The 19520-nt window shown below is 72.1% G+C and carries 22 protein-coding genes; 9 read left to right on the top strand and 13 right to left on the bottom strand.

Annotation, left to right across the window (positions count from 1 at the left end):
* The first annotated feature begins 37 nt into the window (after nucleotides 1–37).
* Nucleotides 38–1171 carry an Mrp/NBP35 family ATP-binding protein gene (locus tag AC07DO_RS22560; RefSeq protein WP_479062042.1) on the top strand — a complete coding sequence of 378 codons (1134 nt, stop codon included), beginning with the start codon at nucleotides 38–40 and terminating at the stop codon, nucleotides 1169–1171.
* Nucleotides 1172–1315: 144 nt separating this feature from the next.
* On the opposite strand, the gene AC07DO_RS22555 is transcribed toward AC07DO_RS22560, so the two are convergent.
* The 5 genes from AC07DO_RS22555 to sigE form a co-directional block, all read right to left on the bottom strand.
* Nucleotides 1316–1984 (bottom strand): hypothetical protein, encoded by a 669-nt coding sequence (locus AC07DO_RS22555; protein ID WP_479062040.1) that lies wholly within the window; start codon nucleotides 1982–1984, stop codon nucleotides 1316–1318.
* A gap of 120 nt (nucleotides 1985–2104) precedes the next feature.
* A complete protein-coding gene (locus AC07DO_RS22550; protein WP_479062038.1) occupies nucleotides 2105–2566 on the bottom strand; it encodes a sec-independent translocase in 462 nt (153 codons plus the stop codon).
* Nucleotides 2567–2723: 157 nt separating this feature from the next.
* On the bottom strand, nucleotides 2724–4289 hold the full coding sequence (locus AC07DO_RS22545) for a S1C family serine protease (RefSeq protein ID WP_479062478.1): 1566 nt from the start codon (nucleotides 4287–4289) through the stop codon (nucleotides 2724–2726).
* Nucleotides 4290–5007: 718 nt separating this feature from the next.
* A complete protein-coding gene (locus AC07DO_RS22540) occupies nucleotides 5008–6018 on the bottom strand; it encodes an anti-sigma factor family protein (protein ID WP_479062036.1) in 1011 nt (336 codons plus the stop codon).
* Nucleotides 6015–6788 carry an RNA polymerase sigma factor SigE gene (sigE, locus tag AC07DO_RS22535; protein ID WP_190329429.1) on the bottom strand — a complete coding sequence of 258 codons (774 nt, stop codon included), beginning with the start codon at nucleotides 6786–6788 and terminating at the stop codon, nucleotides 6015–6017. The genes AC07DO_RS22540 and sigE overlap by 4 nt, the downstream gene beginning before the upstream one ends.
* A gap of 153 nt (nucleotides 6789–6941) precedes the next feature.
* On the opposite strand from sigE, the gene AC07DO_RS22530 reads away from it, so the two are divergent.
* Complete coding sequence (locus tag AC07DO_RS22530) at nucleotides 6942–7640, top strand: O-methyltransferase (protein ID WP_479062476.1); 699 nt, start codon at nucleotides 6942–6944, stop codon at nucleotides 7638–7640.
* Between the two features lie 111 nt (nucleotides 7641–7751).
* Here AC07DO_RS22530 and AC07DO_RS22525 read toward each other — a convergent pair whose 3' ends face one another.
* Both AC07DO_RS22525 and AC07DO_RS22520 read right to left on the bottom strand, forming a co-directional pair.
* Nucleotides 7752–7919: a DUF3117 domain-containing protein gene (locus AC07DO_RS22525; protein WP_003966491.1), complete on the bottom strand. Its 168-nt coding sequence runs from the start codon at nucleotides 7917–7919 to the stop codon at nucleotides 7752–7754.
* Nucleotides 7907–8188, bottom strand: coding sequence for a hypothetical protein (locus tag AC07DO_RS22520; RefSeq protein WP_479062034.1), 282 nt, complete (start codon nucleotides 8186–8188; stop codon nucleotides 7907–7909). Before AC07DO_RS22520 ends, AC07DO_RS22525 begins: the two co-directional genes overlap by 13 nt.
* Nucleotides 8189–8227: 39 nt before the next feature.
* Between AC07DO_RS22520 and chcB the strand changes: the two genes are divergently transcribed.
* Nucleotides 8228–9028 carry a 2-cyclohexenylcarbonyl CoA isomerase gene (gene chcB, locus AC07DO_RS22515; protein WP_479062032.1) on the top strand — a complete coding sequence of 267 codons (801 nt, stop codon included), beginning with the start codon at nucleotides 8228–8230 and terminating at the stop codon, nucleotides 9026–9028.
* Nucleotides 9029–9040: 12 nt separating this feature from the next.
* Here the strand turns inward: chcB and AC07DO_RS22510 are convergent, their stop codons facing one another.
* The gene (locus AC07DO_RS22510; RefSeq protein ID WP_479062030.1) at nucleotides 9041–9631 is read right to left on the bottom strand and encodes a DNA-3-methyladenine glycosylase I; all 591 of its coding nucleotides are present in this window, start codon (nucleotides 9629–9631) and stop codon (nucleotides 9041–9043) included.
* Nucleotides 9628–10074 (bottom strand): DivIVA domain-containing protein, encoded by a 447-nt coding sequence (locus tag AC07DO_RS22505; RefSeq protein ID WP_479062029.1) that lies wholly within the window; start codon nucleotides 10072–10074, stop codon nucleotides 9628–9630. Before AC07DO_RS22505 ends, AC07DO_RS22510 begins: the two co-directional genes overlap by 4 nt.
* Nucleotides 10075–10199: 125 nt before the next feature.
* Here AC07DO_RS22505 and folP point away from each other — a divergent pair, with 125 nt between their 5' ends.
* Entirely contained in the window at nucleotides 10200–11060 is an 861-nt protein-coding gene (gene folP / locus AC07DO_RS22500; protein ID WP_479062028.1) for a dihydropteroate synthase, read from the top strand.
* Between the two features lie 180 nt (nucleotides 11061–11240).
* On the opposite strand, the gene AC07DO_RS22495 is transcribed toward folP, so the two are convergent.
* Entirely contained in the window at nucleotides 11241–12023 is a 783-nt protein-coding gene (locus tag AC07DO_RS22495) for an LOG family protein (RefSeq protein WP_479062026.1), read from the bottom strand.
* 108 nt (nucleotides 12024–12131) lie between these two features.
* A complete protein-coding gene (gene dapE / locus AC07DO_RS22490; protein ID WP_479062025.1) occupies nucleotides 12132–13211 on the bottom strand; it encodes a succinyl-diaminopimelate desuccinylase in 1080 nt (359 codons plus the stop codon).
* A gap of 61 nt (nucleotides 13212–13272) precedes the next feature.
* On the opposite strand from dapE, the gene AC07DO_RS22485 reads away from it, so the two are divergent.
* Nucleotides 13273–14184, top strand: a complete 912-nt coding sequence (locus tag AC07DO_RS22485; RefSeq protein ID WP_479062023.1) for a heavy metal transporter — start codon at nucleotides 13273–13275, stop codon at nucleotides 14182–14184.
* Nucleotides 14185–14509: 325 nt separating this feature from the next.
* On the top strand, nucleotides 14510–14953 hold the full coding sequence (locus AC07DO_RS22480) for an ATP-binding protein (protein ID WP_479062022.1): 444 nt from the start codon (nucleotides 14510–14512) through the stop codon (nucleotides 14951–14953).
* A 69-nt stretch (nucleotides 14954–15022) separates the two neighbouring features.
* On the opposite strand, the gene AC07DO_RS22475 is transcribed toward AC07DO_RS22480, so the two are convergent.
* Both AC07DO_RS22475 and fdxA read right to left on the bottom strand, forming a co-directional pair.
* On the bottom strand, nucleotides 15023–16117 hold the full coding sequence (locus AC07DO_RS22475) for a bifunctional succinyldiaminopimelate transaminase/glutamate-prephenate aminotransferase (RefSeq protein WP_479062020.1): 1095 nt from the start codon (nucleotides 16115–16117) through the stop codon (nucleotides 15023–15025).
* A gap of 97 nt (nucleotides 16118–16214) precedes the next feature.
* Nucleotides 16215–16535 (bottom strand): ferredoxin, encoded by a 321-nt coding sequence (gene fdxA, locus AC07DO_RS22470; protein WP_030573070.1) that lies wholly within the window; start codon nucleotides 16533–16535, stop codon nucleotides 16215–16217.
* 143 nt (nucleotides 16536–16678) lie between these two features.
* Between fdxA and AC07DO_RS22465 the strand changes: the two genes are divergently transcribed.
* The 3 genes from AC07DO_RS22465 (at nucleotide 16679) to AC07DO_RS22455 (ending at nucleotide 19506) form a co-directional block, all read left to right on the top strand.
* On the top strand, nucleotides 16679–17680 hold the full coding sequence (locus AC07DO_RS22465; RefSeq protein ID WP_479062018.1) for a GNAT family N-acetyltransferase: 1002 nt from the start codon (nucleotides 16679–16681) through the stop codon (nucleotides 17678–17680).
* 70 nt (nucleotides 17681–17750) lie between these two features.
* Nucleotides 17751–18581 carry a transglutaminase family protein gene (locus AC07DO_RS22460; protein WP_479062017.1) on the top strand — a complete coding sequence of 277 codons (831 nt, stop codon included), beginning with the start codon at nucleotides 17751–17753 and terminating at the stop codon, nucleotides 18579–18581.
* A 70-nt stretch (nucleotides 18582–18651) separates the two neighbouring features.
* The gene (locus AC07DO_RS22455) at nucleotides 18652–19506 is read left to right on the top strand and encodes a SirB1 family protein (protein WP_479062016.1); all 855 of its coding nucleotides are present in this window, start codon (nucleotides 18652–18654) and stop codon (nucleotides 19504–19506) included.
* Nucleotides 19507–19520 lie beyond the last annotated feature (14 nt).

Here is a 19520-nt window from a genome sequence, read left to right as displayed (position 1 = left end):
TTCCAGGGCAGGGTTACCGCGCCGTACTATCGGTCCCATGGCTACGGAAGACGCGGTGCGTGAAGCACTGGCGACGGTGAACGACCCCGAGATCCAACGACCCATCACCGAACTGGGGATGGTCAAATCGGTGGACATCTCCGCCGAGGGGGCAGTAGCGGTCACCGTGTACCTGACGGTCTCCGGCTGCCCGATGCGCGAGACCATCACCAAGAACGTGACCGACGCGGTCGCGGCGGTCGAGGGCGTCACGGACGTCACGGTGACCCTGGACGTGATGGGCGACGAACAGCGCAAGGAACTGGCGGCCGCGCTGCGCGGCGGGACCGCCGAGCGTGAGGTCCCCTTCGCCAAGCCCGGCTCGCTGACCCGCGTCTACGCGGTCGCGTCCGGCAAGGGCGGCGTCGGCAAGTCCTCGGTGACGGTGAACCTCGCCGCCGCGCTGGCCGCCGACGGCCTGAAGGTCGGCGTCGTGGACGCGGACATCTACGGCCACTCGGTGCCCCGCATGCTGGGCGCCGACGGCAAGCCCACCCAGGTCGAGAACATGATCATGCCGCCGTCGGCGCACGGCGTGAAGGTCATCTCCATCGGCATGTTCACCCCGGGCAACGCGCCGGTCGTGTGGCGCGGCCCGATGCTGCACCGCGCGCTCCAGCAGTTCCTCGCGGACGTCTTCTGGGGCGACCTGGACGTGCTGCTCCTCGACCTGCCGCCGGGCACCGGCGACATCGCGATCTCGGTCGCACAGCTCGTCCCGAACGCCGAGATCCTGGTCGTGACGACGCCTCAGCAGGCGGCCGCCGAGGTCGCCGAGCGGGCCGGCTCCATCGCCGTCCAGACCCACCAGAAGATCGTCGGCGTCGTCGAGAACATGTCGGGCCTGCCCTGCCCGCACTGCGACGAGATGGTCGACGTGTTCGGCACGGGCGGCGGCCAGAAGGTCGCCGAGGGCCTCACGAAGACGACGGGCACGGCGGTGCCGGTCCTCGGCTCCATCCCGATCGACGTACGGCTGCGTGAGGGCGGCGACGAGGGCAAGCCGGTCGTCCTGTCCGACCCGGACTCCCCCGCGGGTTCGGCGCTGCGCGCCATCGCGGGCAAGCTGGGCGGCCGCCAGCGCGGCCTGTCGGGCATGTCCCTGGGCATCACACCGCGCAACAAGTTCTAGAAGACTCCGGGAGCGCCCCGTAAGGGACGTGGGGAGCTGCGCGACCAGCCACAGCGGTCCCGCGGACGACGTACGAGCAGATCTCTTGGAAGGGGGGGCGCCGTCACTCCGACGGCGCCCCCCGTCTCCGTTCGGCCCGCCGCCCTAGGCGTACGCGCCGATGTCCTGGACGACGGAGAAGCCCAGCCCGTACGCGCTCATGCCGCGCCCGTACGCGCCCAGGTGCACGCCCTCCTTCGTGGAGCCCGCGAGGATCCAGCCGTACTCGGACTCGCGGTAGTGGAAGGGCGTCGGCACCCCGTCGACCGGCAGCGACAGCGAGGACCAGTCGGAGCCCTCGAGGTCGTCGGCGAGGACCCAGGCGGTCTCCGTCTGCTGGTCCAGCCAGTCGTCGCGCAGGGTGTGGTCCATCTGGCCGGGCCAGGTGAAGTTCAGCAGGCCGACCCCGGCGAGCCAGGCCGCCGAGGAGACCGACGTGGCCTCCAGGACGCCCGTGCCGTCCGCGGTGCGCCGCACCGGGTTGGCGGCGACGGTCACCACGACCGCGAAGCGCTCCTTGTCGCTGGTGCCGAGGGTGCCCTCGGCCAGGACCGACGGCTCGTCACCGTGTCCGATGGAACCGTGCTCCACGGCACCGTCCGATGTCGCGCCGACCTGCATCAGCCAGCGCTGCCCCGTGAAGGCCTCGTCGAGGCCGTACCAGGGGAAGGGCGCCAGCAGGTAGCCGTCGACCGTGCGCCGGGCGGTCGACACCGCTGGTGCGGTGCCTTCCGCGGTCGGCGTCTGCGCGCCCACCCGACTTGTCGTCTCCATGTACCCGGCCGCCTCCTCGCTCTCGTCGGTCCGGAGCGGCCCGCCCCCCTCGGGCGTCCTCACCCCGGACAACAAGGCAGGATAGCCACACCTGTTGGCGGGGGCAGGTCAGGAGAGGGCTCAGGTGGCGTCCGCGTCGAACGGCGGACGGTCGTCGGCGACCGGCTTCCGGGGCTCCGCGGAGTTCTTCCGCATGTCGACGCGGGCTCCGCCGGACGAGGCAGCGGAGGCTCCCGCGCCGGTGTCGGAGGAGTCGCTGTCGCGGCCGTGCACGGCGTCCGCGACCTCGTTCATCTCCTTCTTCAGGTCGAAGCCGTTGCGGATCTCCTTGAGCCCGAGATCGTCGTTGTCGAGCTGCTTGCGGATGAACTTCTTGGGGTTCAGGTCCTCGAACTCGAAGTCCTTGAACTCGGGGCCCAGCTCATCGCGGATGTCCGCTTTCGCGCTGTCGGAGAACTCGCGGATCTTGCGGATCGTGCGGGAGATGTCCTGAATGACCTTCGGCAGCTTGTCCGGACCGAAGATGAGCACGGCGAGGACGACCAGCGTCACTATCTCGAGTGCGCCAATGTCATTGAACACCTAGAGCTCCTTGCGATGTCCGCGATGTCCTCAGCCCGCAGCAGGTCGTCGGCAACAGGTCGTCGTCCGGGTCGGACCGTGACCACGGTACCCGTCGCTGATGTCTGTCCGGTAGCCGCTGCACGACAACCCGGAGCAGACGTGGCCAGTCCTTTACTCAGCCACTGCCGGCCGATCCCAGCACCAGGGTCACCTCGCGGTCGCCGCCGTCACGCTCGACGGTCAGCCGCAGACGGTCCTTCGGACGGTGGGCGCGGACCTTGACGATCAGTTCGTCGCTGGAGTGCACGGCGCGGCCGTCGACCTCGGTGATGACGTCGCCCGGCTTCAGGCCCGCCTTGTCGCCGGGGCCGTTCTCGTTGACCGACGGGCCGCCGTTCTTGCCCTTGTCCGCTATGCGGGCCCCGTCGCCGTTGAACTCCGTGTCGAGAGTGACGCCGATCACGGGGTGCGTCGCCCTGCCGAAGTTGATCAGTTCTTCGGCGACGCGCTTGCCCTGGTTGATCGGGATGGCGAAGCCGAGTCCGATGGACCCGGCCTGGCCGCCGCCCGGCTCGGAGCCTTCGTCCGCGGAGCGTATGGCGCTGTTGATGCCGATGACGCGGGCCTTCGAGTCGACGAGGGGGCCGCCGGAGTTGCCCGGGTTGATCGGTGCGTCGGTCTGCAGGGCGTCCACGTACGAGATGTCGCTGCCGTCGCCCTTCTCGCCGCCCGCGGTGATGGGCCGCTCCTTGGCGCTGATGATCCCGGAGGTGACCGTGTTCTCCAGGTCGAAGGGGGCGCCGATGGCCACGACGGCGTCGCCCACCTGGACGTTCTCGGAGTTGCCGAGGGGCAGGGGCTTGAGGCCGCGGACTCCGCTCACCTTGACGACCGCGAGGTCGTAGCCGGAGTCGCGGCCGACGACCTCGGCCTTGGCGGTCTCGCCGCCGCTGAAGGTCACGGAGACCTCGCCGCCGGTGCCCGCGGGCTCCACGACGTGATTGTTGGTGAGGATGTGGCCCTTGCCGTCGAGGACGAAGCCGGTGCCGGTGCCCTGCGCGGAGTCGCCGCTGACGTGCAGCGTCACGACGCCGGGCAGGCTGGCCGACGCGATGCCGGCGACGCTGCCCTTGGGCCGGTCGGCGGACTCGGCGTCGGCCTGCCGCAGCTCGATGTCACCGGTCCCGTTGCGCTCCAGGTACGCGCCGGTGGCGCCACCGATGAGCCCCGAGAGCAGGGCGATGACGGCGACCCCGATGAACAGCACCCGACGCCCCCGCCTGTCCCGCTTCTCCCGGGTCTCCGGGGGCAGCGAGCCGATCTGCTGGAGGGGCGCGTTCCAGGGGTCGTACGGCTGCCTGGGCGCACCCTGAGCGCCCCCGGGCTGCACGGGCCCCGCCATGCCCTGCGGAGGCTGGGGCTGCTGTTGAGGCACGTGCGGGGCGGGCCCGGGCGTGCCGTGCGGGGGCGTGCCGCCGTGCGGGGGCGGCGGGAGCTGGGTGCCGTGCGCCGGGGTCGCCGCGGGGTGCTGCACGGGAGGCGCGGGCGCCCAGGGCCCCGGCTCCCCGTAGGGCGGAGTGCTGTACGGATCCGGGTCGTGCAGGGGCCGCGGCCGCTCCCCACCCCCGGGCTCCTGCGCGCCCGACCCGCCGGGCGCGGCCGGGTACTCACCGGACTGCGCCGAACCACCCCGAGACTGCGGCTGCGGCTGCGGCTGCGCGCCAGGCTCGGCCCACGCCACATGCGGCTGCGCCTGCGTTTGGCCCTGCGGTACGTCGGCAGGAGGCAACGGCTCGCTCCACGTCGCGTCCGACTGGCCCGGGGCCTGCGCGGAACGGCCGGGCACCGCCGAAGCGTCCGGCGCCTGGCCCGGCGCAACGTCGGCCGCGAGCGACGGCTCGGCCCACACCCCGCCCGGCTGCCCCGGGACCTCGGCGGAGCCGCCCAACGACCGCCCCGACGCAACGTCGGCCGGGTGCGACGGCTCGGCCCACACCCCGCCCGGCTGCCCCGGGACCTCGGCGGAGCCGCCCAACGACCGCCCCGGCGCAACGTCGGCCGGGTGCGACGGCTCGGTCCACGTCGCATCCGGCTGGGCCGGGGCCTCGGCGGAGCCGCCCAGCGACTGCCCCGGCGCAACGTCGGCCGGGTACGACGGCTCGGTCCACGTCGCATCCGGCTGGGCCGGGGCCTCCGAAGCGGGGGGCGGGGCGTCTGTGGGGTGCGGGGGCTGTGGCGAGGGCTCGTCTGACGTAGCCCGCTCGCCCGGCCGTGGGCGGCTCCACCAGTTCGCCTTCGTGGGCTTCCCCTCGTCCATGTTCTCCCCACAACTGGCCCGCGGCGGACGCCGTTTGCTTGCTCAACCCCGTGACCGCCGAATCCCCGGCGGGCACGGCCCACCGAGGATTCAACCAGGTTCCCGCGCGGAAGCGCAGGGCGCCGTCGCGTCAGCCGTCACGTCAGCGGACCTGCGACGTGCCCTTCAGCGGTCCGGCGCCCGGAGCCGTCGCGTCGGCGCGCATCGGATCCGCGTCCCCCGGCACCACGGCATCCGACGCCTGCGGCAGCTTGATGCCGGGCAGGGCGGCGGTGTGCCGGCCGGGCGTCCCCGGGCGTATGAGGGGCGAGATGGCGGCGGCGCCCGCGAGCATCGGGGCCGTCAGCTCGTACACGGAATCGCGGGAGCGGAGCGGCTGCGCGGGCGCACCGGGCAGTAGCGGACCCGTGACCTCCGTCGGCGCGACCGGCGCCGAAAGCGCACCGGGACGCTGCCCCTGCACCGACAGCGGATTGCCTCCGCCGCGACGGCGCACGGAGTCGGGGGTGGCGGCGGTGCCGGAACCCTGACTGCGCTGCGGGGTCACATTGCTCCCGGAGCCGCCCGCGCGGGTGTCGCCCCCGGAGTCCGTGGGAACGCCGACCGTGACACCACCGAGCGCGATCGCGGCCATCGACACCGCGCCGGCCGCCGCGAACGCGAACCGTCGCCCGCGCCAGGCCGGACGCTCCGCCTCGGACCGGCGGGCGACCTCGTGGATGCGGAAGCCGCGCTGCTCGCTGGGCAGCACCGCGGCATGGGCGCCCGCGGGCACGTACTCCACGAAGGGCTCCGTGCTCACGCCGAAGATCCCGTTCCGCGGGAGCCCGGCGGAGCCGGTCACTCCGGTGGCGAACCCGTCTTCGGCGCCGGGTCCTCCGGACGGCCCGGAACCGCCTCCTGGAAGACCTTGGAGGCGGGCGAGGAAACTCTCGGTGGGCGGTGGCGGGGCCGCCTGCGCGAAGACGTTCTTCAGGCGACGCTGCGCGTCCGCCTCCGTCTTGCACATCGGGCAGGTCGCCAGATGTGCGAGGACGCGCTCGCGCGCGTCATGACCCAACTCGCCGTCCACAAGGGCGGCGAGCCGGTCCCCCAGATGCTGCTCGGCCTCGGCTACGTGCCGTTCGGCAGGATTCGACCGTGATCCACTCACGCGGTCGCGCCCCCTCCTCCCAGCGCCACGGCACCCGTGACCGCGAGCGAACGGCGCTCGGCGCGGGCCTCGGGAGACCGGTGCTGGAGGGCTTTGCGCAGCTGCGACCGGCCCCGGTGGATACGGCTGCGGACCGTACCGAGCTTGACGCCGAGGGTTGCGGCGATCTCCTCGTACGAGAGGCCTTCGATGTCGCAGAGGACGACGGCCGCACGGAACTCGGGCGCGAGGGTGTCCAGCGCCTGCTGGACGTCCGCGTCGAAGTGCGTGTCGTTGAACACCTGCTGGGGCGACGGCTCACGGCTCGGCAGCCGCTCCGCCGCGTCGTCCCCGAGCGCGTCGAACCGGATGCGCTGCTTGCGGCGCACCATGTCCAGGAAGAGGTTCGTGGTGATGCGGTGCAGCCAGCCCTCGAACGTGCCGGGCGTGTAGGTCGAGAGGGACCGGAAGACACGGACGAAGACCTCTTGCGTGAGGTCCTCGGCGTCGTGCTGATTGCCGGTCAGGCGGTACGCCAGGCGGTATACGCGGCCGCTGTGCGTGCTGACGATCTCCTCCCAGGTGGGCGGAGTCCACGCCTGCGATTCCGCGTCAGCGGCAAAGGTCGCGGTCTGAGCGGAATCGTTGGCACGGATGCGGTCAGCGGTGTCGGTCACGGATTTCGGCTCACCCGCCAACCCGAGAAAGCGCCGAAGCACTCCTCCCCGATCCGCGGACGCAGCCGCACCTCCCCTGTCGGCTCTGGTGGTGTCCAGTGGAGCCCCTACCATAACCACCTCGCCCGTTAGCTCCGGATAAGCGTTTTTACGTGAATTTGGTACGGGCTTCGCTGCAGGTGTCCTGCCCCTGCGAGCCGCCCACTTCAAGTCTTGATCCATCCGTTACCCCCGCTGTGCTCCCACCCCCTATAAACGCGCGGTCCCATCTGCGGGTTCCCGCGCCCAACGGATACAGTCACGGCCAGGCAACCACGGGGACAGGAGAGGGCCATTACCGGCAACCGGCAGACGGGATGGGCGTTCGCCGACGCCTTTGTCGCCGAGGACGAGGCGCTGCGCTGGGCCCGGGACCGGGCCCGGGAGGCAGGCCTGCCCTCGGTGTCCCCCGGCACCGGCGCCGCGCTGCGCATGCTCGCCGCCACGGCTGACGCGAAAGCGGTGGCCGAAATCGGTACGGGCACGGGAGTGTCGGGCATCCACCTGCTGCACGGCATGCGGCCCGACGGCGTGCTGACCACCGTCGATCCCGAACCCGACCACCAGCAGTTCGCCCGTCAGGCCTTCCGGGCGGCCGGCTTCGCGGGCAACCGCGCGCGGTTCATCCCGGGCCGCGCCCTCGACGTACTGCCGCGTCTCGCGGACGGCGGGTACGACCTCGTCTTCTGCGACGGCGACCGCCTGGAGTCCCTCGAATACCTCGCTGAATCGTTGCGCCTGCTGCGGCCCGGCGGTCTCGTCTGCTTCGAGGGCGTCCTCGCGGACGGCAGGACCGTCGACTCCGGACCCCAGCCGGTGGAGGTCCTGCACCTGCGCGATCTGCTGCGGACCGTGCGCGAGAGCCCTGATCTGGTGCCGTCGCTGCTGCCCGTCGGCGACGGGCTGCTCTGCGCCGTCAAGCGCTAGCGCGGGGCCCCGCCACCAAGGCCCCTGGGGCCCCGGACCCGGAAAACACCACTGCCCCGGCATCGTCGTACGATGCCGGGGCAGTGGAAAAAGTATGCGCGCGCTTCCGCGTCAGCCGACGACCTTCTTCAGGGCGTCGCCGAGCGCGTCGGCCTCGTCCGGAGTCAGTTCGACGACAAGTCGTCCGCCGCCTTCGAGCGGAACGCGCATGACGATGCCCCGCCCCTCCTTGGTCACCTCGAGCGGGCCGTCGCCCGTCCGCGGCTTCATGGCCGCCATGCTCGTTCCCCTTCCTGAAACCAGCTCATCGCAGCCGACAACCCAGGTGTCACCGGCATCGAACACATTGCTTCCAGGCCATTATCCCGCATGGCAGGACCCGATGACCAACATCGGTCGGCATCGCTTGGGCAACGCGCGCCCGCAAAACCACTCAATTCGGCGATGTGGCTGCGATACTTCGCCGCCCCATACGCCTCAGGGTCCCGGATTTCTTTGACGCAGGTCACATAGATGGCCTCATGCCGGACCTCGATGATCTCCGTCATGCTGAGCTCCTACGTACTGGACCAGCGGAGGGGGCCACGATGGCCGACAGCGTGCTCTACGAGGTGCACGACGGACTCGCGACGATCACGATCAACCGTCCCGAGGCGATGAACGCCATGAACACGGAGGCCAAGGTCGCCCTGCGGGAGGCCGCGCTCGCGGCCGCCGCCGACGACGCCGTCCGCGCGGTCCTGCTCACCGCGACGGGCCGCGCCTTCTGTGTGGGCCAGGACCTCAAGGAGCACATCGGCAGCCTGGCCGCGGACCGCGAGGCGGGCACCGGGCAGACGATGAGCACCGTCCGGGAGCACTACAACCCCATCGTCCGGGCGCTGACCGGCATGCGGAAGCCGGTCGTGGCGGGCGTCAACGGCGTCGCCGCGGGAGCGGGCCTCGGCTTCGCGCTCGCCGCCGACTACCGCGTGGTCGCCGACACCGCCAAGTTCAACACCTCCTTCGCCGGCGTCGCGCTGACCGCCGACTCGGGCGTCTCCTGGACGCTGCCGCGCGTGATCGGCCCCGGCCGCGCCGCGGACCTGCTGCTGTTCCCGCGCAACATCGACGCACGGGAGGCGTACGACCTGGGGATCGCCAACAAGATCGTCCCCGCCGCCGACCTCGCCGCCGAGGCGGCGCAGGTGGCCCGCGCCCTGGCCGAAGGCCCGACGCTGGCCTACGCAGCGCTCAAGGAGTCCCTCGCCTACGCGGCGGGCCACTCCCTGGACGAGGCGCTCGACAAGGAGGACGAGCTCCAGGGCAGGGCCGGGGCGTCCGAGGACCACGCGATCGCCGTCCAGGCCTTCATCGCCAAGGAGAAGCCCAAGTACCTGGGGCGCTGAGCCACGGACCCGTCACGACGCCTCGCGGGCCACGCAGTCCGCGAGGTGGTCGTCGACCAGGCCGCAGGCCTGCATCAGCGCGTACGCCGTGGTGGGGCCGACGAAGCGGATGCCGCGCTTCTTGAGTGCCTTGGACAGGGCCGTGGACTCGTCGGTGATCGCGGGCACGTCGGCGAGGGTCCGCGGGACCTCGCGGGTCGCGGGGTCCGGCGCGAAGGACCAGATCAGGGAGTCCAGTTCGCCCTCGGACCAGTCAGCGAGCACGCGCGCGTTGGCGAGGGTCGCGTCGATCTTGGCGCGGTTGCGGATGATCCCCGGGTCGGCGAGGAGCCGCTCGCGGTCCTCGTCGGTGAACTCCGCCACCGAGGCGATCCTGAAGTCGGCGAAGGCGGCGCGGAAGCCCTCGCGGCGGCGCAGGATCGTGATCCAGGAGAGGCCCGACTGGAACGCCTCCAGGCAGAGCCTCTCGTACAGCGCGTCGTCACCGCGGACCGGGCGGCCCCACTCCTCGTCGTGGTACGTCACGTAGTCCTCGGTGGACAGGCCCCAGGGGCAGCGGAGCCCGCCGTCCGGACCCGCGACCGCGCCGCTCCCGTCGCTCACTGGTCGTCGCCCTTCTCGTCCCGCACCTTGTCCTGGACGGACTTGCCCCGGACGGACCTGTCCTCGACGGACTTGTCCTCGACCGCGCCCGGTTCGTACCCCTCGTACCCCTCGAAGAGGGCGGGGCCCGCGACCGCGGTGGCCTGCGCGCCGGCCAGGGCGGCCTCCAGCTCGGCGATGCGGGCGTCCCGCTCGGCGAGCTCGGCACCCAGCCGGCCGAGCACGTCGTCCACCTCGCCCATGTGGTAGCCGCGCAGGGTCATCGGGAAGCGCACCAGGTCGACGTCGGCGCGGCGCAGCGGGCGGTCGGGGGGCAGCGGGTCGGTGAACCGCTCGGGCGCGGCGTCGGGCAGCGCGCCGCTCTCCCCGCCGCCGATCACGGCCAGGGTCACCGCGCCGACCACCACGAGGAGGGCGATGACCAGGAACAAGAACAAGACCATCTCTTCAGGCCCTCACGCTCGACTGCCCGTGCTCAAACTGTCAGGGTCCGATCGTGCCACGTGGTTCCGACAGTTAAGGTCACAGGCGGCCGAACCGCGACTAGGACCCAGGAGGGCCACAGGGGATGCTCAGGCTTGGCAGGCGCGAGTTCGACGCGCACGAGCCGGTGATCATGGCGATCGTGAACCGGACCCCGGACTCCTTCTACGACCAGGGGGCCACGTTCCGCGACGAACCGGCGCTCGCGCGCGTGGAGCAGGCCGTGGCCGAGGGTGCCGCGATCATCGACATCGGCGGGGTCAAGGCGGGTCCTGGCGACGAGGTGAGCGCCGAGGAGGAGGCGCGCCGCACGGTCGGTTTCGTCGCCGAGGTGCGCAGGCGGTTCCCCGATGTGGTGATCAGCGTCGACACCTGGCGGCACGACGTCGGCGAGGCGGTCTGCGAGGCGGGCGCCGATGTGCTCAACGACGCGTGGGGCGGCGTCGACCCGAAGCTCGCGGAGGTCGCCGCGCGGTACGGGGCGGGCCTTGTCTGCACGCACGCGGGCGGCGCCGAGCCGCGCACGAGGCCGCACCGCGTCACGTACGACGACGTGATGGCGGACATCCTGCGGGTGACGGTCGGCCTGGCCGAGCGCGCGGTGGAGCTGGGTGTGCCGCGCGAGTCCGTGATGATCGACCCGGGGCACGACTTCGGCAAGAACACCCGGCACAGCCTGGAGGCGACCCGCCGCCTCGGCGAGATGACGGAGACGGGCTGGCCCGTCCTGGTCTCCCTCTCCAACAAGGACTTCGTGGGCGAGACCCTCGACAAGCCGGTCAAGGAGCGCGTCCTCGGCACCCTCGCGACGACGGCGGTCTCGGCCTGGCTGGGCGCGCAGGTGTACCGCGTGCACGAGGTGGCGGAGACGAAGCAGGTGCTCGACATGGTGGCGACGATCGCGGGGCATCGGGCGCCGGCCGTCGCACGGCGCGGACTGGCCTGAGCCCCGGCCGCAGCCGGACGGAGTCCGGCACAGCCACGCGAAGCCCGGAAGGCGCCCCGGCGCCGAACGGCGCGAGCGTGGCACGAAGAAGAGGTCATGGTGGCGACGAACGCGGGGCACAGGCCCCCGGCGGTCGCCCGCCGGGGGCTTGCGTGAACTCCCCTTCGGGGAGTTCCGCCTTTACTTGCCCACTTCTTTCGTCACCAGGGAGATGGCCTCTTCCACGTCGTCCGTGACGTGGAAGAGGAGCAGGTCGGCCTCCGAGGCCTTGCCCTGGGCGATGACCGTGTTCTTCAGCCAGTCGACGAGGCCGCCCCAGTACTGCGAGCCGAAGAGGACGATCGGGAACCGCGTGACCTTGCGGGTCTGGACGAGCGTGAGCGCTTCGAAGAGCTCGTCCAGGGTGCCGAGGCCGCCGGGCAGGACCACGAAGCCCTGCGCGTACTTCACGAACATCGTCTTGCGGACGAAGAAGTAGCGGAAGTTGACGCCGATGTCGACATACGGGTTGAGGCCCTGCTCGAAGGGCAGCTCGATGCCGAGACCGACCGACGTGCCCTTCGCCTCGACGGCCCCTTGGTTGGCGGCCTGCATCGCGCCGGGCCCGCCGCCCGTGATCACCGCGAAGCCCGCCTCCACGAGCGCCTTGCCGATCTCGACCCCGGCCGCGTACTCCGGAGAACCCTCCCCCGTGCGCGCCGAGCCGAACACGCTGATCGCGGGCGGGAGTTCGGCGAGGGTACCGAAACCCTCGATGAACTCGGACTGGATGCGCAGGACTCTCCAGGGGTCCGTGTGGACCCATTCGGAGGGTCCGTCGGAGTCGAGGAGACGCTGATCGGTGGTGCCGGCCTGCACCTTGTCCCGCCGGCGCAGCACCGGACCGAGCCGCTGCTCCTCAGGACGCTTCCTGGCACCGGTGTCGCGGGCAGCGCTCTCGGCGCTTTTCTCCGGATGGCCCATCGTCTGCTCCCTCCATGCGTACGTGACTGCGTACGTGACTCACAGCGTAGATCTACGCGGGTTACGTCCGAGGGACGTCGGGATGTCCGGCACCGGGTGCCTCGCCCGTCACGACGTCAGCCAGGACCGCAGCCTCTCCTCCGCCACCGGAATCAGCGACGCCTCGACGCGCTCGTCGATCTTGTGCGCGAGCAGCGGGTTGCCGGGGCTGTAGTTCACCGCGGGCACGCCGAGCGCGCTGAAGCGGGAGACGTCCGTCCAGCCGAACTTGGGGCGTGCCTCGCCGCCGACGGCCGCCATGAACGCCGCGGCGGCCGGGTGGGTGAGGCCGGGGCGGGCCGCGCCCGTGTGGTCGTCGACGATGAACTCGTCGACGCCGCAGTCCGCGAAGTAGTCGCGGACGAAGGAGAGGGCCTCTTCCTCGCTGCGGTCGGGGGCGTAGCGGAAGTTGACGGTGACGGTGCACTCGTCGGGGATGACGTTGGTGGCGACGCCGCCCTCGATGCGGACGGCGTTGAGGCCCTCGTGGAACTCCAGGCCCTCCACCACCGGCTTGCGCGGCTCGTACGCGGCGAGCTTCTCGAGGATCGGGGTGGCCGCGTGGATCGCGTTGGAGCCCATCCACGCGCGTGCGGAGTGCGCCCGTACGCCCCTGGTCTTCAGGAGGACCCGCAGGGTGCCCTGGCAGCCGCCCTCGACCTGTCCGTCGGTGGGTTCGAGGAGGACGGCGAAGTCACCGGCCAGCCAGTCGGGGTGGGCCTCGGCGACGTGCCCGAGGCCGTTGAGGTGGGCGGCCACCTCTTCGTTGTCGTAGAAGACGAAGGTCAGGTCGCGGTTGGGCTCGGTCACCGTCTGCGCGATGCGCAGCTGGACGGCGACGCCCGACTTCATGTCGCAGGTGCCGCAGCCCCACAGGACGCCGTCCTCGTCGAGGCGGGAGGGCACGTTGTCCGCGATCGGCACGGTGTCGATGTGCCCGGCGAGGATGACCCGCTCCGCGCGGCCGAGGTTCGTGCGGGCCACCACGTTGTTGCCGTGCCGGTCGACCGTGAGGTGCGGCAGGGCGCGCAGGGCCGTCTCGATGGCGTCGGCGAGCGCCTTCTCCTCGCCGCTCGGGGACGGGAAATCGACCAGTCGCGCGGTGAGCTCCGCGGCGTCGAGCGTGAGGTCAAGCGGTGTGTGAGGCATGCCGACGACCCTAAGCCAGCGGGCGCGCCGGGCGGTCGGTGGACTCCAGTACCTTGGACGCGTGCCTGAGCCCCCCACCCTCGTCCGGCGCGGCCGTCTCCTCCGTATCGGGGCCGCGGCCGCCGTGCTGCTCGCCGTCGTCGGCTATGTGGCGCTGCAGTACGTGTACGGGGGCAAGCCCGAGCCGCGGTGCACGGTGGTGTCGGGGAAGGGCGACGGCGCTTCGTACACGTTCACGGCCGAGCAGGCGGGGAACGCCGCGACGGTCGCCGCGGCCGGCACCTCGCGCGGGATGCCGGAGCGCGCGGTGACCATCGCACTCGCCACCGCGCTGCAGGAGTCCGGGCTGCGCAACATCACGCACGGGGACCGGGACTCGCTCGGCCTCTTCCAGCAGCGCCCCTCGCAGGGCTGGGGCAACGAGCGGCAGATCATGGACCCGGCGTATTCGGCGGGCCGTTTCTACGAGCACCTGGCCGAGGTGCCGGGCTATTCGCGGCTGCCCCTCACGGTCGCCGCGCAGCGGGTGCAGCGCAGCGGCTTTCCGCAGGCGTACGCCAAACACGAGCCGGACGCCGCGCTGCTCGCCGCCGCGCTCACGGGCCGCGCGCCCGCCGCGTTCAGCTGCGAGGGGCGCCCGGACACGGACCCCGGCGGCCCCGCGCGGGTGCGGGCCGCCCTGGCCCGCGACTTCGGCCGCGAGGTGCGCCCCGGCGCGGTCCGGGGGCGCACGGTGACGGTTCCCGTGCCCGCCGCCGTGGCCACCGACCGGGCCCCGCGGCGCGGCTGGGAGCTGGCGCACTGGGCCGTGGCGCACTCCTCGGCGCTGCACGTCGAGCGGGTGGCGTACGGGGGGCGGGAGTGGCACGCCGGAGGCGCCGGGAAGTGGCGCGCGGTCGGCCGCGCGGCGCAGGAGGGCGGGACCGCGGGGGCGAGGGCCGCCGACGAGGTCCGGATCGTGACCGGGCAGTAGTGCGACAGGTCCCTCAATGGGGGCATGCCGAGTGCTACGGACCGACACCCTGTCCGACTTTCCCGCGCACACCGCGCCGAAACCCAAAAACCCTTGAGATCACTAGGCATTAAGGATTCTGCAGCGAAACGGCCCGGACTCTCTTTGCCCGTTTTTATCCGCAGCCGATAATGCGACGCATTGCCAACTCTTTACGTTGGCGCACCGAAACCTTCGCGGACTTCGAGCGGTAGTCACTGCGTCCGAACGCCGGAAGCCGTCCGGTGGGACGCCGGGTCCGAACCGGCCGGACACCCCAACGTTCTCTCCCGTCTGAAGGAGCATCATGTCCCTCCCCCTGACCCGCCGGATCGCCCGTGCCGCGCTGCTCAGCGCCGCGGGTGCAGCTTCCGTGGTCGGTGCGGCCGGCTCCGCGAGCGCCGTTGACCTCCCGGCCTCCCCCGACCTGGGCAGCGTGTCCACGCTGGACGGCGAGGGCCTCGGCAACACCGTCGACGATGCGGCTCAGAACGTCAGCAACCTCGCCGGTGACACCGGCAGCAAGGCCGTGAAGAAGTCCGTCCCCGCCGCGGGCAAGGCCGTGGGCCGCGTCGGCAAGACGGCCACCCCCGCCGCCCAGCAGGCCGCCGGTGACGTCGCGGGCGGCGCGGGCAAGGCGGTCGGCGAGACCGCCGACTCGGCCACCGGCGGCGGCCTGCCCACCGACTCGCTGACCAAGGGCGGTCTCCCCACCGACCAGCTGCCGGTCGGCACCCTCCCCCTCGGCTGATCACCCGGCACGCACAGAGGGCCCGGAGCCACTGGCTCCGGGCCCTCCGCCGTGTTCACGGCACCGGGCTCAGCCCAGGCGCTCCACCGCCGCGGCGACGCGCTCGTCCGTCGCCGTCAGGGCGACGCGCACGAAGCGGTCGCCCGCCGGGCCGTAGAAGTCGCCGGGCGCCACCAGGATGCCCAGCTCCGCGAGGTGGCCCACGGTGTCCCAGCAGGACTCGTCGCGGGTGGCCCACAGGTACAGGCTCGCCTCGCTGTGCTCGATACGGAAGCCGTGCTTCACCAGGGCGTCGCGCAGCGCGGTGCGCCGGGCGACGTACCGCTCACGCTGCACGCGCACGTGCTCGTCGTCACCGAGCGCCGCCACGACGGCCGCCTGGGTCGGCGCGGAGGTCATCATGCCGCCGTGCTTGCGGATCTGCAGCAGGTCCCCGAGGACGGCCGCGTCACCGGCGACGAACGCCGCGCGGTAGCCCGCCAGGTTGGACCGCTTGGAGAGCGAGTGGACGGCGACGATCCCGTCGTACGAACCGCCGCAGACGTCAGGGTGCAGCACCGACACCGGCTCGGCCTCCCAGCCGAGCTCCAGGTAGCACTCGTCGCTGACGAGCAGCACGCCGTGCTCGCGCGCCCACGCGACGGTCCGGGTGAGCTCGTCCTTCGACAGGACGCGACCGGTCGGGTTGGACGGCGAGTTGAGCCAGAGCAGCTTGAGGTTCGCCGGGTCGAGCGACGTCGGGTCGTCGTACGCGACGTACTCCGCACGGGCCAGGCGCGCGCCCACCTCGTACGTCGGGTAGGCGAGCCGCGGGTAGGCCACCACGTCGCCCGGGCCGAGGCCCAGCTGCGTCGGGAGCCAGGCCACCAGTTCCTTGGAGCCGACGACCGGCAGGACGTTGCGGTGCGTGAGGCCGCGGGCGCCGAGCCGCCGCTCGCACCAGCCGGTGAGCGCGTCGCGCAGCTCCGGCGTGCCCCAGACCGTCGGATAGCCCGGCGAGTCCGCAGCCGCGATCAGCGCTTTCTGGATCAGCTCGGGGACCGGGTCCACGGGAGTGCCCACCGACAGGTCGACGATGCCGCCGGGGTGGGCGGCCGCCGTGGCCTTGTACGGCTCGAGCTTGTCCCAGGGGAAGGTGGGAAGCCGGTCGGAGACTGCGGACACGTGGTGACTCCCGTGCTGGTACTGGTCGTTGCAAACGCCTCGGTCCCGTGCGGCGGAGATGCCGTACGGGACCGGGGCGACGCTCGGGCTGCCGCTGTTACTGGTTCTGCGGCGGCAGGGCGGCGATGAAGGCGTGGTCACGCTCGATCAGGCCGAGCTTGCTCGCGCCACCGGGCGAACCGAGCTCGTCGAAGAACTCGACGTTCGCCTTGTAGTAGTCCTTCCACTCCTCAGGAGTGTCGTCCTCGTAGAAGATCGCCTCGACCGGGCAGACCGGTTCACAGGCTCCACAGTCGACGCATTCGTCCGGGTGGATGTACAAGGACCGGGAGCCCTCGTAAATGCAGTCGACCGGGCACTCCTCGATGCACGCCTTGTCCTTGACGTCGACACAAGGCTGCGCGATGACGTAGGTCACGCTGTCGTTCCTCCTCGATACGGGCGTTGGCGGGCCGTCCTCAGGCTCCGCTCGCCTGGCGCGCGGGAGCGCGGCGTCGTCGATGCCCACCCCTAGTATCTCCGTTCCCGGGCATGATCCGAACAGGAGGGGCTGACAGAGCTGTGGAATTCGCTGCCGGTGGACGACTCGAGGTCCGCATCACCCCTGCTGACGTGGGCAAACGCGTTTCGGTACGACGCTTGACCGACACATCGATCTCGGGCGGGAAGTTCACTGACACGGTGGGTGTTCTCGCATCGTGGAACGACGGTGTGGTGCTCATCACACGCCGGACCGGCGAAACCGTCCGCATACCGGAAGGATCCCTGGTCGCCGGCAAGGTCGTGCCGGCCGCGCCCGCGCGCAGAAGGGGTCCCGCCGCCTCGTACGAGGAGCTGGCGCGCGTCTCCGCCCGCGCCTGGCAGCCGGTCGAGAGCGAGCGCCTCGGTGAATGGGAGTTGCGGTCGGCGGCGGGGTTCACCCGGCGCGCCAACTCGGTCCTGCCGCTGGGCGATCCCGGCCGGCCGCTGGACGAGGCGCTCGCCTACGTCCGCGAGTGGTACGCGGCCCGCGGCCTGCCGCCCTACGTCCAGACCGCGACCGGCGCCGAAGGCACCCAGGAACTGCTCTGCGCCGCCCTGGCGGAACACGGCTGGAAGCGCGAGGTCAGCGCGCAGCTGCACATCGGCGGCCTCGCCCCGGTCGCCGACCTCGACGCGGACACGGACCGCGTGACGCTGTCCCGGACCTTCGACGAGCCGTGGCTGCGGCGGTACAAGCGGTTCGGGGTTCCCGGCCCGCATGTGCTCGAGGTGCTGGCGGGCGGGCCCTCGGTATGGTTCGCTTCCGTGCCCGGGAGCGGTGACGCTCCGGCCGCCATCGGACGGTGCGTCGTGGACGGGCGCTGGGCGGGCTTCATGGCGGTCGAGGTGGCTCCGGAGCACCGGCGCGAGGGGCTCGCCACCGCGGTGATGACCGCGCTGTCCCGGCAGGCCCTGTCCGAGGGCGCTTCGGCGGCCTGGCTGCAGGTCGAGGACGACAACGACGGCGCGCGGGCGCTGTACGACGGGATGGGTTTCGCCGCGCATCACGCCTATCACCACTACCGGCACGGCCCCGCCTGAGCGGGCGGCACAACGGCAGAGCAAGAACGGCACGGAAACAGCGCCCGGCGAGGGCAGACACGAGGCACGTATGCACGCGGAGTCCGGCGAATGGCGGCGGCGGTTCACCGAGGAAGCACGGTCGGGGCGGCCCGGTCTCGCGCCGCTGTGCCTGCTGATCGGCACCGAGGCGGACCCTTCGCTCGACGAGGCGGGGATCGACGCCGCGGAGATCGAGCTCGACCGTCTCGCGGGCCTGCTGCCGTTCCGCCCCGGCGGGCCCCGCGCGTGGGCCGTCGCGATGGCCGAACTCCTCGGTGAACAGTGCGGGTTCGAGGGGACTCCGGGCGATTACCAGCGTCTTGACTCCTCCCTGCTGCACCAGGTCCTGAAGCGCCGCAGGGGGCTGCCGATCCTGCTCTCCGTCGTGTGGATGGAGGTGGCGCGGCGGGCGGGCGCCCCGGTGTACGGGGTGGCGCTGCCGGGGCACTTCGTCGTCGGCTTCGGGCCCAAGGACGACCAGATACTCGCCGACCCGTTCGACGGCGGGCGGCTGCTGACCGGGGCCGACGCGGAGCTCCTGGTGGCGGGGACGGCGGGCACGGGCATCCAGCCGTCGATGCTGACGCCCGCCGATCCGCTGAACATCGTGCAGCGCATCCTCAACAACATCCGCGCCTGGGCGGCCGCCAGGCCCGAGCGCTCCGACGTCGCGCTGTGGGCCCTGGAACTGTCGCTCCTGCTGCCCGCCCATCCGGCACGGCTGCGCTACGAGAGGGCACAACTCCTCGTGCAGCGGGGTGACTTCCTCGGGGGCGCGGCGGAGCTCGACGCCTACGCGGATGTGGTGACGACGGTGGAGCCGACCACGGCGGAGCGGGTCCGCCAGCAGGCGCGGGCCGCACGGGCGATGCTCAACTGACCTCCGGGCGGGCCCGCGCGGCCCCGCCCGGAGGTACGTATCGATCGAGGCGACCGGGCACGAGGGACGTATGCACCCCCGACCCCCCGGAACCACCGAGTGGCGGCGGCTGTTCGCGGCCGAGGCCGGGTCGCCCCGGCCCGACCTGTCGCTGCTGTGCCTGCTGATCGGCGCCGAGGCGGACCCTTCCCTCGACGAGGCGGACATCGACGCCGCGCGGCGCATGCTCGACCGGCTGGCGGAACAGGTCGCGTCCGGCCGCCGCCCCGGCCGCTCCCCCGACCCACTGGACTGGGCCGTCGCCCTCTCCGAACTCCTCGGCGAGGGCTTCGGGTTCAAGGGCAGACCCGGCGACTACCAGCGTCTGGACTCCTCCCTCCTGCACCAGGTCCTGCGGCGCCGCAGAGGGCTGCCGATCCTGCTCTCCGTCGTGTGGATGGAAGTGGCGCGGCGTGCCGGCGCCCCGGTGCACGGCGTGGCGCTGCCCGGGCACTTCGTCGTCGGCTTCGGCCCTCCGGAGGAGCGTGTGCTCGCCGATCCGTTCGGCGGCGGGCGGCTGCTGACCGAGATGGACGTGGAGCTCCTCGTCGCGGCCGCCACGGGGACGCCGCTCGCGCCGTCGATGCTGCGCGCCGCGGAGCCGCTGGACATCGTGGCGCGCATCCTGAACAACATCCGCGCCTGGGCCGCGTCCCGCCCCGAGCGCTCCGACGTATCGCTCTGGGCGGTCGACCTCTGCCTGCTGCTGCCCTCGCCGTCGCCGCGTCTGCACTACGAACGGGCCCAACTCCTCGTACAGAAGGGGGAGTACCAGGCGGGCGCGCGGGAGCTCGACACCTACGCCGACGAGGTCGCCGCCCTGGACCCGGTGACGGCGGGCCGGGTGCGGCGGCAGGCGCAGGGGGCGCGGGCGATGCTGAACTGACGGCCCCCGGCCGG

Source organism: Streptomyces sp. NPDC045678 (assembly GCF_056432085.1).
The sequence above is the reverse complement of the archived record's forward strand: the minus strand, read 5'-3'. Positions and strand labels throughout refer to the sequence as shown.